The 14,952-nt window shown below is 71.8% G+C and carries 13 protein-coding genes and 1 tRNA gene; 4 read left to right on the top strand and 10 right to left on the bottom strand.

The annotated features are described in order from the left end of the window. Nucleotides 1-4 precede the first annotated feature (4 nt). Nucleotides 5-1,570: a flavin-containing monooxygenase gene (locus VT52_RS29015; RefSeq protein ID WP_046420981.1), complete on the bottom strand. Its 1,566-nt coding sequence runs from the start codon at nucleotides 1,568-1,570 to the stop codon at nucleotides 5-7. 146 nt (nucleotides 1,571-1,716) lie between these two features. On the opposite strand from VT52_RS29015, the gene VT52_RS29010 reads away from it, so the two are divergent. Continuing rightward, nucleotides 1,717-2,394 (top strand): MerR family transcriptional regulator, encoded by a 678-nt coding sequence (locus VT52_RS29010; RefSeq protein ID WP_046420977.1) that lies wholly within the window; start codon nucleotides 1,717-1,719, stop codon nucleotides 2,392-2,394. Nucleotides 2,395-2,485: 91 nt separating this feature from the next. Here the strand turns inward: VT52_RS29010 and VT52_RS29005 are convergent, their stop codons facing one another. After that, nucleotides 2,486-3,280, bottom strand: a complete 795-nt coding sequence (locus VT52_RS29005) for an exodeoxyribonuclease III (RefSeq protein ID WP_046421016.1) — start codon at nucleotides 3,278-3,280, stop codon at nucleotides 2,486-2,488. Between the two features lie 85 nt (nucleotides 3,281-3,365). Here VT52_RS29005 and VT52_RS29000 point away from each other — a divergent pair, with 85 nt between their 5' ends. Continuing rightward, entirely contained in the window at nucleotides 3,366-3,842 is a 477-nt protein-coding gene (locus tag VT52_RS29000) for a GNAT family N-acetyltransferase (protein WP_046420976.1), read from the top strand. 156 nt (nucleotides 3,843-3,998) lie between these two features. Here the strand turns inward: VT52_RS29000 and VT52_RS28995 are convergent. The 7 genes from VT52_RS28995 to galU form a co-directional block, all read right to left on the bottom strand. Further along, nucleotides 3,999-4,072, bottom strand: a tRNA-Ala gene (locus VT52_RS28995). Between the two features lie 91 nt (nucleotides 4,073-4,163). Continuing rightward, nucleotides 4,164-5,327 carry a divisome protein SepX/GlpR gene (gene sepX, locus VT52_RS28990; RefSeq protein ID WP_206306631.1) on the bottom strand — a complete coding sequence of 388 codons (1,164 nt, stop codon included), beginning with the start codon at nucleotides 5,325-5,327 and terminating at the stop codon, nucleotides 4,164-4,166. Nucleotides 5,328-5,448: 121 nt separating this feature from the next. Next, nucleotides 5,449-6,057: a GNAT family N-acetyltransferase gene (locus VT52_RS28985; protein WP_172624771.1), complete on the bottom strand. Its 609-nt coding sequence runs from the start codon at nucleotides 6,055-6,057 to the stop codon at nucleotides 5,449-5,451. Between the two features lie 20 nt (nucleotides 6,058-6,077). Further along, a complete protein-coding gene (locus tag VT52_RS28980; RefSeq protein ID WP_046421608.1) occupies nucleotides 6,078-6,578 on the bottom strand; it encodes a MogA/MoaB family molybdenum cofactor biosynthesis protein in 501 nt (166 codons plus the stop codon). Further along, entirely contained in the window at nucleotides 6,575-7,087 is a 513-nt protein-coding gene (moaC, locus tag VT52_RS28975) for a cyclic pyranopterin monophosphate synthase MoaC (RefSeq protein WP_046421609.1), read from the bottom strand. The genes VT52_RS28980 and moaC overlap by 4 nt, the downstream gene beginning before the upstream one ends. Before the next feature lie 104 nt (nucleotides 7,088-7,191). Further along, nucleotides 7,192-8,514: a molybdotransferase-like divisome protein Glp gene (gene glp, locus VT52_RS28970; RefSeq protein ID WP_046421610.1), complete on the bottom strand. Its 1,323-nt coding sequence runs from the start codon at nucleotides 8,512-8,514 to the stop codon at nucleotides 7,192-7,194. Next, nucleotides 8,511-9,422, bottom strand: coding sequence for a UTP--glucose-1-phosphate uridylyltransferase GalU (gene galU, locus VT52_RS28965; RefSeq protein ID WP_046421612.1), 912 nt, complete (start codon nucleotides 9,420-9,422; stop codon nucleotides 8,511-8,513). The genes glp and galU overlap by 4 nt, the downstream gene beginning before the upstream one ends. Before the next feature lie 183 nt (nucleotides 9,423-9,605). On the opposite strand from galU, the gene VT52_RS28960 reads away from it, so the two are divergent. Further along, nucleotides 9,606-10,157, top strand: coding sequence for a 5-formyltetrahydrofolate cyclo-ligase (locus tag VT52_RS28960; RefSeq protein WP_046421614.1), 552 nt, complete (start codon nucleotides 9,606-9,608; stop codon nucleotides 10,155-10,157). A 69-nt stretch (nucleotides 10,158-10,226) separates the two neighbouring features. Here VT52_RS28960 and VT52_RS28955 read toward each other — a convergent pair whose 3' ends face one another. Then, a complete protein-coding gene (locus VT52_RS28955) occupies nucleotides 10,227-13,094 on the bottom strand; it encodes a penicillin acylase family protein (protein WP_046421615.1) in 2,868 nt (955 codons plus the stop codon). Between the two features lie 267 nt (nucleotides 13,095-13,361). Here VT52_RS28955 and VT52_RS28950 point away from each other — a divergent pair, with 267 nt between their 5' ends. After that, on the top strand, nucleotides 13,362-14,948 hold the full coding sequence (locus VT52_RS28950; RefSeq protein ID WP_240509921.1) for a potassium/proton antiporter: 1,587 nt from the start codon (nucleotides 13,362-13,364) through the stop codon (nucleotides 14,946-14,948). Nucleotides 14,949-14,952 lie beyond the last annotated feature (4 nt).

The following is a 14,952-nucleotide window of genomic DNA, read 5'->3' as shown; positions in this document are numbered from 1 at the left end:
CGGCTCACGCGGCGACCTCGTCCGTCTCGGCGGCCTTCGAAGTCCCGCTGCTCTCGCGGGACTTCGAGTTCTTCGCGTCCTCGGGGGCCGCACCAGGCCCGGGTGCCCGGATCACCTCGTACTCCCCGAGGTCCACCTGCCGGGTGGCGCGCCGGAACTCGGTCGTCGTACCGGGCCACACGGTGGTGTTGCGCCCGCTGGCGTCGAGGTACCAGCTGGTGCAGCCGCCGGTGTTCCACACGGTCCGTTCCATCCGCTCCTGGACCTTGTGGTTCCAGGCCGCGACGGCGCCGGGCCGGGCGTCGAGGGCGGTACGGCCGCCGAGGACGTCGAGCTGGCGCAGGTAGTCGGCCATGTAGTTCAGCTGGGACTCGATCATGAGGATCATGGAGGAGTTGCCGAGGCCGGTGTTGGGCCCGACGACCGTCATGAAGTTCGGGAACCCGGTGGCGGTGGCGCCGCGCAGCGCCCGCATGCCGCCCTTCCACGCCTCGGCGAGCGTGATGCCCTCCGCGCCGACCACGCGCTCGGCGATCGGCATGTCCGTGACGTGGAAGCCCGTACCGAAGACGATCGCGTCGACCTCGGCCTCGGTGCCGTCGGCGGCGACCAGGGTCGAACCCCGCACCTCGCTGAGCCCGCTCGCGACGACGTCCACATGGGGCCGGGCCAGCGCCGGGTAGTAGGTGTTGGACAGCAGGATCCGCTTGCAGCCGATGCGGTAGTCGGGGGTGAGCCTGGCGCGCAGGTCCGGGTCCTTGATCGCGCGGGCGATGTTGCGCCTGGCGAGCCGCTCGACCAGGCCGAGTTCATCGGGGTGCTTGGTGAACGCCTGCACCTGGAGTTCCCGGATGCCCCACAGCAGGCCGCGGCGCAGCTGGGTGGTGAGCGGCAGCGAGCGGTGCAGCCAGCGCTCGGCGGGGCTGATCGCGCGGTCCACCCGGGGCATCACCCAGGGCGGGGTGCGCTGGAAGAGGGTGAGCCGGCCGACCTGCGACTGGACGGCGGGCACGATCTGGATGGCGGAGGCACCGGTGCCGACCACGGCCACGCGCTTGCCGCGCAGGTCGTAGTCGTGGTCCCAGCGGGCGGAGTGGAACACCTTGCCGGGGAAGGACTCCAGGCCCGGGATGTCGGGCACCTTGGGGTCGGACAGCGGTCCGGTGGCGGAGACGACGACATCGGCGGTCAGCGCCCCGCGCGTGGTCTCGATGTGCCAGCGCAGGTTCTCCCGGTCCCAGCTGAGCAGCCTGACCTCGGCGCCGAAGCGGATCTGCGGGCGCAGGCCGAAGACGTCGGTGACGTGCTCCAGGTAGGCGCGGATGTGCCGCTGTCCCGAGAAGGTGCGCGGCCACTCGGGGTTGGGCGCGAAGGAGAAGGAGTACAGGTGCGAGGGCACGTCACAGGCGCACCCGGGGTAACTGTTGTCCCGCCAGGTGCCGCCGACGTCCTCGGCCCGTTCCAGGACGACGAAGTCGGTGATCCCTTCGCGGCGCAGCCGCACGGCGGCGCCCAGTCCGCCGAAGCCGGACCCGATCACCGCCACCCTCACATGCTCGTGCTCGGCCATCCCGGAGCCTCCACGCCTCACCTTGGAATACCGCTCGTCAATGCTGCCAGTGAACACTGGCACGATGGGACTGTAGAGCAGCTCCGTACCGAGCGGTAGGGGGCGCGGTAAGGAAAGTTACCGGCGGTACACCATAGGCTTCGGGCGTGGCAGCAGACACCGAGAACCCGGAGGCGGCCCATCGGGGCCCGCGCGAGTACCGCACGGACGAGCTGGCCCGACTGGCCGGCATCACCGTGCGCACCCTGCGCTTCTACCGCGAACGCAAGCTGCTGCCGCCACCCCGCCGCGAGGGCCGCATCGCCTGGTACGACGACCACCACCTGGCCCGGCTGCGCACCATCGGCGCCCTGCTGGAGCGCGGCCACACCCTGACCGGCATCGCGGAGCTGGCCGAGGCCCTGGACCAGGGCCGGGACGTCGCCGACCTGCTCGGCGTCGGCGCCCCCACCGAGGAGGAGCCGATCCGCCTCACCCCGGAGGAACTGGCCGCCCGCTTCGAGGGCGAGGTCACCCCGGAGAACCTGGCCGCCGCCATGGAGCTGGGCTACCTGGGCACCGACGGCGACAAGATCGTCCACATCAGCCGGCGTCTGCTGGACGTCTCCTCCGCCCTGGTCCGCGAGGGCATCCCGCTCGCCGAGGTCCTCGCGGCCGGCGTCCGCGTCCGGGAACACGCCGAGGCCCTGGCCACCCTCTTCTCGGACCTGATCCGGCGCCACGCCCCGGAGGAGGACCTGCACCGCCTGCGCCCGCTCGCCCGCAGCGTGGTGGAGGCGGAGCTGTCCCTGGCCATGGACCGGCAGCTGAACAAGGCGGATTAGGCCGCGGGGCCGCCGCGGCGGCGGTGCCGCGCGCACGGCCGGACCGGACACGCCCCGCCCGGCCTCCGGCGCCGAGCGGGCGGCGCCGGCCTCACATCTCGAAGGTCACCGTCACCGGGGCGTGGTCCGACCACCGCTCCTCGTGGCAGGCCGCCCGCTCCACCACGGCCTTGACCGCGCGCCGGGCGAGCCCGGGGGTGGCCACGGCGAGATCGATCCGCCACCCGGAATCGTTGTCGAAGGCCCGCCCCCGGTACGACCACCACGTGTACGGGCCGTCGACGTCCGGGTGCAGGGCCCGTACGACGTCGACGTAGCCGCCCTCCTCGGGGGCGAGGACCCGGCCGAGCCAGGACCGCTCCTCGGGCAGGAAGCCGGAGTTCTTGGTGTTGCCGCGCCAGTTCTTGAGATCGGCCTCGCGGTGGGCGATGTTCCAGTCGCCGCAGACGACCACCTCGCGCCCCTCGGCGGCGGCGCGCCCGCGCAGCGCCTTGAGGTGTTCGAGGAACTCCGCCATGAAGCGGATCTTCTCGTCCTGCCGCTCGGTGCCGACCTCGCCGGACGGGAGGTAGAGGGAGGCGACGGTGACACCGGGCAGATCCACCTCGGCATAGCGCCCGCTGCCGTCGAACTCGGCGGACCCGAAGCCGATCCGCACCCGGTCGGGCTCGCGCCGGGTGTACAGGGAGACGCCCGCGCGCCCCTTGGCGGCCGCCGGGGCGTGCACCACGTGCCAGCCCTCGGGCTCGCGCACCTCCGCGGGCAGTTGGTGCGGCTCGGCGCGCACCTCCTGGAGGCAGACGACGTCCGCCCGCGTCCCGGCCAGCCACGGCACGAAGCCCTTCTTGGCGGCGGCCCGCAGCCCATTCACGTTCACCGAGGTCACAGTCAGCACCGGAGCACGATACCGGCACACTGGACGAAGCCCTCACGAGCGAGGGGTCCCTCCCGCACGGAAGCGCGATGCCCAGATGAACATTCGCCGCGTAGGTTTCGACCACCCCGACGCCATAAAGCTCAACGACGCGGTGCAGGCCGAATACGCCCTCCGTTACGGCGACGACGGCGATGAAACCTTCCTCACCCCGCAGGACTTCCTCCCGCCCCGGGGCGCGTACCTGATCGCGTACGACGAGTCCGACCGCCCGGTGGCCACCGGCGGCTGGCGCAGCCAGGAGCGCAACGACGAGGGCTACTCGGACGGGGACGCCGAGCTGAAGCGCATGTATGTGATCGAGGAGGTGCGCGGCCGGGGCCTGGCCCGCCGGATCCTGACCGCCCTGGAGGAGGACGCCCGCGCGGCCGGACGCCGGCGGATGGTCCTGGAGACGGGCACCAAGCAGCCGGAGGCCATCGCCCTGTACGCCTCCAGCGGCTACACGCTCTGCCCCAAGTTCGGTTTCTACCGCTTCCACGAGGAGAGCCGCTGCTTCGCGAAGGACCTGTAGCCGGGGCGACGGTCGCGGCGGGGCCGGAGCGACGGACGCGAAAACCCCCGCCACGGCCGCCGGGCGACGCGACCGGTGAGACGGCCGTACAAGGCGAAACGGCCGTACAACATGTCAGAGCCCCGGTCGGTTTCCCGACCGGGGCTCTGAGCTGCGTGGACCTGAGGGGATTTGAACCCCTGGCCCCCTCGATGCGAACGAGGTGCGCTACCGGACTGCGCCACAGGCCCTTGCAACGAGTGAAACTCTAGCACCCTGATCGGGGTGCTTGGAAATCCGCTCCCGAACTGGTCAGGGGCCGCTTCCCGGATGTGGCGGCCGTCACTCGTTGGCGGCGCGCGGACGGTCGCCGTCCTCGTACTGGTCGAAGAGCGGTGTGCGGCCACGCTCCCGGGAACGGCGGGCGGAGGCGGCACGGCGGGCGTCGCCGCGGCCGTCGGCCGGCCGGTCCGCCTCGGCGGACGCCTGCTCGTCCTCCCCGGCCGCGGGCGCCTGGTCCGTCTCCTGCTCCGGGACGACCGAGCTGGACCGCGCCGAGCTCCAGGTGTCCGGGCCGCCCAGGTCGACACCGGAGGTGGCCCGCGGCGCGACCGGCGCGGTCACGTACGTGGGCAGGGGCACCGGCACCGGGTCCCAGCTGTCCCCATGTCCGGGCCGCCGCTGCCGCTCGCGCTGCTGGTCGACCCACTCGGCGTGGTCGGTCTGCTCCACCAGGGCGCGCCGGTCGGCGGCGAGTGTGGAGAGGCCGGGGTCCGTGTCGGTCCCTGTGGCCTCCTCCGGTTCGTCGGCGGCGCGGGCGGCCTCCGGGGTCGCGCGCCGTCGCGGCTGGCGCTCACGCAGTCGCTTGGCGGCGGCCTCGGCACGGCGGCGGTCCATCTGGTAGGCGAAGCGGCGGCGTTCCTGGGTGCGCAGATAGGCGATGTAAGCGCTGAGGAGCACGGCGGGGGCGGCGGGCGCCCACAGGAAGGCGAGGCCGCCGACGGCCGCGACGATCGCGCCCACGGTGAAGGCGAGGAAGAGCAGCACGGTGGTGCGCCGACGGCGCGCGAGCACCTTCGTGCGCCGGGCGCGCGCTGCGGCCGCCTGTGCCGAAGGCACGCGTCGGGGTGCCGGCGCGTGCCGCCGTACCGGGGCCGCGGGGGCGTGTCCCCGGTCGGCTTCCGGGCTCCGGGACGCCTCGGGCTCGCCCTCCACCAGGATCTGACGGCGCGTCGGGGGCACGGCGAAGGCCCGGACGTCCACCGAATCGGTGACGGCGTCCGGATCGACGGCGCCCTGCTCCCCCTGGTCGGTGGAGCGCGCCCGCAGGTCCTTGGCGTATCGGCGCTCCATCCCCGCCCGTCCGGAAAGCAGCCGGATGGCGGTACTGAAGCGTTCCGTCGGACGGGCCTCGTTCAGCTCGTCCTGCCTACGGAGCCACATCGGCACCAAGTAGGCGGCCCAGGCCCCGACAATGACTGCGTAGATGAGGCCGCTGCTGCTCACGACTCACACGGTAGAGGGGTTTGACCGAAGGTATCCGCCAATTGAGCCGGTGTGTCGCACGATCTGGCTGATATTTCCAGCATTTTTTGCGACCGTTAGGATCAGAATTTCGAACGCATATTCAATTTCTCGGTCCCTGTGCCGCCGACCGTGCCCGCCGCCACCGTCCGAGCAGCCCGTCCGGCACCTCCTCCGCGGTCAGCGCGAAGACCAGATGGTCGCGCCAGGCGCCGTCGATGTGCAGATAACGCGGCCGCAGCCCCTCCTCGCGGAACCCGAGCTTCTCCACCACCCGGCGGCTGGGCCGGTTCTCGGGGCGGATGCACACCTCGATGCGGTGCAGTCCGACGGTGCGGAAACAGTGGTCCACCACCAGCGCGACGGCCGTCGGCATCACCCCGCGCCCGGCCACCGACTCGTCGACCCAGTAGCCGATGTGCCCGGAGCACATCGACCCCCAGGTGATTCCGGCGACCGTCAACTGCCCGACCAGGCGCCCCTGGTACTCGATGACGAACGGCAGCATCCGGCCCGCGTGCGCCTCCCGGCGCAGATGCCGGACCATCTGCCGGTACGTCGGCCGGTGCGCGACCGGCCCGCTCGGGGTGGGGGGCGGGATCGTGGCCTCCCAGGGGCGCAGCCAGTCCCGGTTGCGGCGGTTCACCTCCCGCCACTCCCGCTGGTCGCGCAGCTTTATCGGCCGCAGGACGACATCGCCGTCCACCAGCACGACCGGCCAGGTCGACCCGTTCAGTGCGCACCCCCCGTGCTGGGTCTGGCGTGGTCGCCACCGCGGATCTGGTCGACGGCGTGGGCCAACAGGGGCTCCAGGACGGCCAGTCCGTCCTTCACCCCGCCCGTGGACCCCGGCAGGTTGACGATCAGGGTCCGGCCGGCGACCCCGGCGACGCCCCGGGAGAGCGCGGCGGTCGGCACCTTCCCCATGCCGAACGCCCGGATGGCCTCGGCAATGCCCGGCACCTCGTGGTCGATGACGGCGCGGGTCGCCTCGGGGGTGCGGTCGGTCGGGGTGAGGCCGGTGCCGCCGGTGGTGACGATCGCGTCGTACCCGGCGGCGGCGCCCTCGCGCAGGGCGGCCTCGACCGGCTCCCCGTCGGGAACGACCCGGGGGCCGTCCACGGCGAAGCCGAGGCGCGCGAGGCCGTCGGCGATCAGCGGGCCGCCCCTGTCCTCGTAGACGCCCGCGGCGGCCCGGTTGGAGGCGGTGATCACCAGGGCGCGGTAGCTCATGCCCGGCTCCAGTCGCCCGACTTGCCGCCGGTCTTCTCCAGCACGCGTACGTCCGTGATGACCGCTCCCTTGTCGACCGCCTTGACCATGTCGATCACGGTGAGCGCGGCGACCGTCACCGCGGTGAGGGCCTCCATCTCGACGCCCGTGCGGTCCGTGGTCTTCACGGTGGCCAGGATCTCGACGGCGTCGTCCGCGACCGACAGGTCCAGTTTCACACCCGACACCGACAACGGGTGGCACAGCGGGATCAGGTCCGGGGTGCGCTTGGCGCCCATGATCCCCGCGATCCGCGCGGTGGCCAGCGCGTCTCCCTTGGGCACCCCCTCGCCGCGCAGCAGCTCGACCACGCGGGGCGAGACCAGGACACGACCGCCGGCGCGTGCGGTGCGCGCGGTGACGTCCTTGCCGGAGACGTCGACCATGCGGGCCGCGCCGGCCGCGTCGAGGTGCGTGAGGTGATCCTGGGCGGGGTTTCCGGGGGTCTGCCCCCGGGACGGTTCGGTCATGCTGTGCGGCGCTCCCGGTCCGGGCCCGCGCCGTGCGGTGCGCGGGCCTGCTGTGCGCGACACGCTACCGCCAAGCGGTCTCGCGCAGCCGCCCCGGACGTGCTTCAGCCGAGCGGTACGACGTCCACCTCGGTGCCGGGCTCGACGGACTCCATGTCCTCGGGTACGACGATCAGCGCGTCCGCGTGCGCCAGCGCCGCCACCAGGTGGGAGCCCGCGCCGCCGACCGGGGTGACCTCCCCGTCGGCGTACCGGCCCCGCAGGAACTGCCGGCGGCCCTTCGGGGAGCGCAGCGCCTTGTCCGCGGTGAGCGTGGCCCGCACCACCGGCCGGTGCAGATCGGTGAGGCCCATGAGGGCGCGGATCGCGGGGCGGGCGAACAGCTCGAAGGAGACGTACGAGGACACGGGGTTGCCCGGCAGCGCGAGCAGCGGCGTGTGGTCGGGTCCGATGGAGCCGAAGCCCTGGGGCTTGCCGGGCTGCATGGCCAGCTTGCGGAACTCGATGCCGCCGCCCGGCACGTCCTCGTCGCCGATGTCCGCCAGCGCCTCCTTGACCACGTCGTACGCCCCGACGCTCACTCCGCCCGTGGTGACCAGCAGGTCGGCGCGGATCAGCTGGTCCTCGATGGTCGAGCGCAGGGTCTCGGCGTCGTCGGCGACGGCGCCCACCCGGTAGGCGATGGCGCCCGCGTCCCGCGCGGCGGCGGTGAGGGCGAAGCTGTTGGAGTCGTAGATCCGGCCGCGGCCCAGCTGCTCGCCGGGCTGGACGAGTTCGCTGCCGGTGGAGACGACGACCACGCGCGGGCGCGGGCGCACCCGCACCGTGCCCCGGCCGATCGCGGCGAGCAGGGCGATCTGCGACGGGCCGAGGATCGTCCCGGCCTCCAGAGCGCGATCACCGGCCTTCACGTCGCTGCCCTCGGCCCGTACGTGCGCGCGTGCCTCGACGGGACGGTGCACGCGCACCTGGCCCCCGGCGTCCTCGGGGGCGAGGCTGCGGGCCCGCATGCCGCCGGCCGGGCCCTCGCCGAGCCCGCCGTCGGTCCACTCGACGGGGACGACGGCCTCGGCACCGGGCGGCAGCGGGGCACCGGTCATGATCCGGGCGGCCTGGCCCGGTCCGACCCGCACCGGGTCGTCCGCGCCCGCCGCGACGTCCCCGACGACCTCCAGGGCGGCCGGGAACTCCTCGCTCGCGCCCTCCACATCCGCGATCCGCACCGCGTACCCGTCCATCGAGCTGTTGTCGAACGGCGGCAGCGACACCGGCACCGTGACGTCCTCGACCAGGACACAGCCCTGGGCGTCGAGCAGTTGGAGTTCGATGGGCTCCAGGGGCTGGACCGTGGAGAGGATGTCCTCCAGGTGCTGGTCCACCGACCACAGGTCGTCTTCGCCGGTCGGGCGGGTCGCGGCGCTGCTCAACTCTGCTGCATCTCCTCGGCTACGTAACTGCGGAGCCAGGTCCGGAACTCCGGGCCCAGGTCTTCACGTTCGCATGCGAGCCTGACAATGGCACGCAGGTAGTCGCCGCGGTCGCCGGTGTCGTAGCGGCGGCCCTGGAAGACGACGCCGTGCACCGGGCCGCCCGGCTTCTCGTCGGTGGCGAGCTGCTGGAGCGCGTCGGTCAGCTGGATCTCGCCGCCGCGGCCCGGTTCCGTCTTGCGCAGTATGCCGAAGACGTGCGGGTCGAGCACATAGCGGCCGATGATCGCGTAGTTGGAGGGGGCGTCGGCGGGGTCGGGCTTCTCGACCAGGCCGGTGATCTTGACGGTGTCGCCCTCGGCGGTGGCCTCTACGGCCGCGCAGCCGTAGAGGTGGATCTGCTCGGGCGCGACCTCCATGAGGGCGATCACGCTGCCGCCGTGCTCCTCCTGGACCTCGATCATGCGCTGGAGCAACGGGTCGCGCGGGTCGATCAGGTCGTCGCCGAGCAGGACCGCGAAGGGCTCGTGGCCGACGTGCGGGGCGGCGCACAGCACGGCGTGGCCGAGGCCCTTCGGGTCGCCCTGGCGGACGTAGTGCATGGTCGCCAGGTCGCTGGACTCCTGCACCTTCGCGAGCCGGCTCGCGTCGCCCTTCTTCTGGAGGGCGGACTCCAGCTCGTAGTTGCGGTCGAAGTGGTCCTCCAGGGGACGCTTGTTACGACCGGTGATCATCAGGACGTCGTCGAGCCCCGCGGACACGGCCTCCTCGACCACGTACTGGATCGCGGGCTTGTCGACGACCGGCAGCATCTCCTTGGGAGTGGCCTTGGTCGCCGGCAGGAACCGGGTGCCAAGACCCGCCGCCGGAATGACAGCCTTGCTGATCCTGGGGTGCGACTGAGTCATGCCCGCCACCTTAACCGGCGACCCTCGGTGCGACCTGGGGCTCCGCTTGGTCCAGCCTTTGACCACGGCCCGGACGGCACCGACGCCGTGCGGCGGACGGAAAGGATGCGGGAACGACCCGTGGAAGACGACGGACGCGTGACAGAGCCTGACAAGAGGACGTTGCGGCGAGGTCTCCTCGCGATGAGGAACGGGCTGCCGGACGATGACGTACGGGAGTCGGGCCGGGCGCTGGCCGCGCGCGCCCTGGAGCTGCCCGAGCTGGCGGGGGCGCGCACGGTCGCCGCGTACGTCTCCGTCGGCGCGGAACCCGGCACCGGCGCGCTCCTGGACGCGCTGCGCGCGCGGGGCACCCGCGTCCTGCTCCCCGCGCTGCTGGACGACAACGACCTGGACTGGGGCGAGTACACCGGGCCCGGCTCGCTGACGGAGGTCCGGCACGGCTCGAAGATGGCCCTCCTCGAACCCTCGGGCCCGCGGCTCGGCCCGGACGCCGTGACGGGCGCGGACGTGGTCCTGCTGCCCGGACTCGCGGTGGACGCGCGCGGGATGCGGCTGGGGCGCGGCGGCGGCTCGTACGACCGCGTGCTGGCCCGGCTGGAGCGCGCGGGCGCGCGTCCCCGCCTCGTGGTGCTGCTCTACGACACGGAGGTCGTCGCGCGGGTCCCGGTGGAGGAGCACGACCGGCCGGTGCACGCGGTGGTGACGCCGTCCGGGGCACGTCGCTTCGCCTGAGGCGGCCGGATACGCACGACGGCCCTCCACGGGCGCGTGGAGGGCCGTCGTGCTCAGCGGGTGCGGTGGTTACGGCTTGAGGACGAGGGTGTCGCTCGTGCTCGCGTCGACCGCCTTGGAGGAGTACGACCAGGGCAGCAGCTCGCCCTTGGCCCACTTGTCCGTCTGGTCCGTGTAGTGCGCGCTGAACGCGTGCCCGGAGGCGCCGGTCAGGTTGATCCACTTGGACTTGTCGAGGTCGGCGAGGTTGACGACCATCCGCATCGACGGCACCCAGACCACGTTGTAGCCGCCCGCGGCGTTCCAGCCGGTCGCGTCCACGGCCGCCTCACCGCCGTTGAGCTTCCAGGGGCCGCGGTTGAGCAGGTACTGGAGCACCTTGGGGCCGTCGGTGCCGAGCGTCTGGTTCTTCAGGAACAGCCGGTGCAGCCGGCCCCAGCTCCAGGTGTCGATGTCCTTGCCGAGCTTGGCGGTCAGCTCCCAGCGGGCGTCGATCATGGCGCGCGCGAAGAGCTGGTCCATGTTGTTCGCCGCCGGGCGGGTGCCCTGCTTGGGCGTCTTCCACCAGTCGCTGTCCGGCTTGTTCATCAGGTTGCGCACGACCTCGAACCAGCGGTCGCCGCCGTCCGGCTGCGCCTCGTCGGCGGCGCGCATGCCGCACTCGCGCACCTTGGTGTTGTCGTCGTCCACCGGGCCGGTGCTGTCGATCTTGTCGACCCACAGGCACTGGCCCTTGACCCGCAGCTCCTTGGGGAGCTTGTTGCCGAAGGCGAGCTTGAGGACGTTGCGCCACACGGCGTTGAAGTACGCGGCGGCGGCGGAGTCGGAGTCCTGGGTGTAGTCCCAGCCCTCCAGCAGCTTCTGCGCGTCACGCACGTTCTTGTCGGACAGGTTGATCTTCAGCAGCTTCGGCACCATGAGCTTGGCGATCTCGCTGCTGTCGTCCAGCTGCATCTGCCGCATGTCGTCGGTGGAGATCTTGCCGCCGCCCTTGATCTTGGACTCGATCAGGTCGGTGATCCGCTGGCTGCGGGTGCCGTAGCCCCAGTCGGTGGTCAGGGTGTACGGGTACTTGTCCTTGTCGACCACGGCCTGGTTGGCGGTGACGATGTAGCCGCGCTTGGGGTTGTACTCGTACGGCAGCTCGCCCTGCCGGATGTAGCCGGTCCAGCGGTACTTGGGGTCCCAGCCGGGCGCCGGGACGGAGCCGTCGTCCGCGGCGGAGCGCGTCGGGATCCTGCCCGGCAGGGTGTAGCCGATGTTGTCGCGGGTGTCGGCGTAGATCAGGTTCTGCGAGGGCACGTCGAACTTGGCGGCCGCCGCGCGGAAGTCGTTCCAGTTGCCGGCCTTGTCGAGCGCGAAGACGGCGTCCATGGAGGTGCCCGGGTCGAGCGCGGTCCACTTGAGGGCGACGCCGTAGCCGTCGCCGCGGTCCGGGGCGGCGGCGTCGACGGTGGCCTTCTTGCCGACCTGGACCAGCTCGTCGTCGCGGTCCGACAGGAGCGGCATCCCGTCCTGGGTCTCGCGCACGACGATCGTCTTGGAGGCGCCGCCGGCGACCTTGATGGTCTCCTGGCGGGTCTTGAAGGGCCGCACCTTGCCGTCGTAGAGGTAGCCGCCGGCGGTGACCTTCTCCAGGTAGAGGTCGCTGACGTCGACCCCGGAGTTGGTCATGCCCCAGGCGATGTCGGCGTTGTGGCCGATGATCACACCGGGCATCCCGGCAAACGTGTAACCCGTGACGTCGTACTGGCACTTGGCCGAGACGGTCCGGCAGTGCAGGCCCATCTGGTACCAGACGCCCGGCAGGGACGCCTCCAGGTGCGGGTCGTTGGCGAGCAGCGGCTTGCCGGTGATGGTGTGGCTGCCGCCGACCACCCAGGAGTTGGAGCCGATGCCCTGACCGTTCACGCCGACGGCCGCCGGGAGGTCACTCAGGGAGCTGTAGAGGCCACCCAGTTGGCTCGTGAGGCCCGAACCGGAGGTGCCCGAGGGTCCGGAGCCGGTGGCGCCCGTCGTGCCCGCGGAGGAGCCCGTGGCGCCGCCCGCGCTGCCCGTCGTACCGGTGCTGCCCGCGGTCCCCGTCGTGCCGGTGCCGGTACCGGTGCCCACGGGCGTGCCCGGGGCGGCGCTCTGCTCGAAGCTCTTGCTCAGCGCGTCGTACTGGCCCTCCTGCACGATCGGCTTGTTGCGGCTGTACGGGTAGTCCGGGTAAAGGTCCTGGATCTGCTGCGGCCCGAGCCGGCTCGTCATCAGCGCGCGGTCGATCTCGTCGCGCATGTTGCCGCGCAGGTCCCAGGCCATCGCCTTCAGCCAGGAGATCGAGTCGACCGGGGTCCACTGCTCGGGCTTGTAGTCGTTGGTCAGGTCGAGGGCGGCGTACTCCAGGGAGATGTCCTTGCCGCTCTTGCCCTTCAGGTACGCGTTGACGCCCTTGGAGTAGGCGTCCAGGTAGCGCTTGGCGGAGGCCGACAGCTTGGTGTCGTACTCCTGTTTGGCGACCCGGTCCCAGCCGAGGGTGCGCAGGAACTCGTCGTTCTTGACCTGGCCCTTGCCGAACATCTCCGACAGGCGCCCCGCCGTCATGTGCCGGCGCACGTCCATCTCGTAGAACCGGTCCTGCGCCTGGACGTAGCCCTGCGCCATGAACAGGTCCTCGTCGGAGGACGCGTAGATCTGCGGGATGCCGTTGCCGTCCCGCTTGACGTCGACCGGGCCCGACAGCCCGTCGAGTGTGATCGAGCCCGTGGTCTGCGGGAGGGAGGCACGCACGGTGCTGACCGACCAGAAGCCGCCGTAGGCGATGCCCGCGATGACGGCCAGGACCAGCAGCAGGACGAGCAGTCGGGCTTTGCGCCCCTTCTTCCTGCCTGACTTGGCGGGCGCGGCACCGGTGGTGGCGGTGTCACCCGTTGTGGCGGTGGTGTTCGGGGGCATCGCTGTCCTTGCTGTCCTAACGCGAGCGGCAGGTCGGGCCATGACTTTGAATGAGCGCTGGAGCAACCATAGGCGCAGGACCCTGTGCGCCTTGACGCGGAGTCGGGAACCAGCGCGCACGAGCGTTCGATCCCTTCCCCCTAACGTCAAGAAAGCGTCAAGAATTAGGTAAGGTAACGAAGTACCTGGATGCGGTGCGCCGCAGCCTCGGATCTTGTGTTCGCGCGTCCGCGCGCCCCGCGCTCGGGCCAAGGAAGGGAACCGCCGCTGACTGTTCACCACCTCAACCAGCTTCTGCTCGTCTGCTCCCTCGTCCTGCTGGTCGCCGTCGCGGCCGTGCGGATCTCCTCACGCAGCGGGCTCCCCAGCCTGCTCGTCTACCTGGGGATCGGCGTCGTCATGGGCCAGGACGGCCTGGGCCACATCCACTTCGACAGTGCCGCGGCCACACAGGTCATCGGCTACGCGGCCCTGGTCGTGATCCTCGCCGAGGGCGGCCTCGGCACCAAGTGGAAGGAAGTGCGCCCGGTCCTGTCCTCCGCCGCCGTCCTCGCGACCGCGGGCGTCGCGGTCAGCGTCGGGGTCACCGCGGCGAGCGCGCATTACCTGGTCGGGCTGGAGTGGCGGCAGGCGCTCATCATCGGCGCGGTGGTGTCCTCGACGGACGCGGCGGCGGTCTTCTCCGTGCTGCGCAGAATCCCCCTGCCCGCACGCGTGACGGGCTCCCTGGAGGCGGAATCGGGCTTCAACGACGCCCCGGTCGTCATCCTGGTCGTCGCGTTCTCCACGGCGGGACCGGTCGAGCACTGGTACGTGCTGATCGGCGAGATAGCCCTGGAACTGGCCATCGGCGCGGCCGTGGGACTCGCGGTGGGCGCGATCGGCTCCTGGGGACTCAAGCACGTGGCGCTGCCCGCCTCCGGCCTCTACCCGATCGCCGTCCTCGCGATCGCCATCTCGGCGTACGCGGCCGGCGCCCTCGGGCACGGCAGTGGCTTCCTCGCGGTCTACCTGGCCTCCATGGTGCTCGGCAACGCCAAGCTGCCGCACTGGCCGGCCACCCGCGGCTTCGCCGAGGGGCTCGGCTGGATCGCCCAGATCGGCATGTTCGTCCTGCTCGGCCTCCTGGTCACCCCGCACGAACTGGGCGACGACGTCGTACCCGCCCTGGTCATCGGCCTGGTGCTGACCATGGTGGCCCGCCCGCTCAGCGTGGTGTTCAGCCTGACCCCGTTCCGGGTGCCCTGGCAGGAGCAGACCCTGATGTCCTGGGCGGGACTGCGCGGCGCCGTGCCCATCATCCTGGCGACGATCCCCATGGTGAACGGCGTCGACGGCAGCCGGCGGATCTTCAACATCGTCTTCGTCCTGGTCGTCGTCTACACCCTCGTCCAGGGGCCGACGCTGCCGTGGCTGGCGCGCACGCTGCGCCTGGGCGAGAAGGGCGAGGCGGCCGACCTCGGCATCGAGTCGGCACCCCTGGAGCGGCTTCGCGGGCACCTGCTGTCCGTGACCATCCCGGAGGAGTCCCGGATGCACGGCGTCGAGATCTCCGAGCTGCGGCTGCCGTCCGGATCCGCCGTGACGCTGGTGGTGCGCGAGGGCAAGTCGTTCGTACCGCTGCCCAGCACGGTGCTGCGGCGCGGGGACGAACTCCTGGTGGTCGCCACCGACCCGGTCCGCGACTCGGCGGAGGCGCGGCTGCGCGCGGTCGCCCACGGCGGCAAGCTGGCGGGCTGGCTGGGCACGGACGGCACGGACGCCCGGGGCGCTCGGCCCGGGGGCTCCAAGCCGGGGCACGCGCGGGCCGGGGGCTCACGTTCCGGGGGCTCACGCTCAGGGGGCTCACGTTAAGAGC

Source organism: Streptomyces malaysiense (genome assembly GCF_000980885.2).
GTDB lineage: Bacteria > Actinomycetota > Actinomycetes > Streptomycetales > Streptomycetaceae > Streptomyces > Streptomyces malaysiense.
This window is presented reverse-complemented; position numbering and strand designations above follow the sequence as displayed.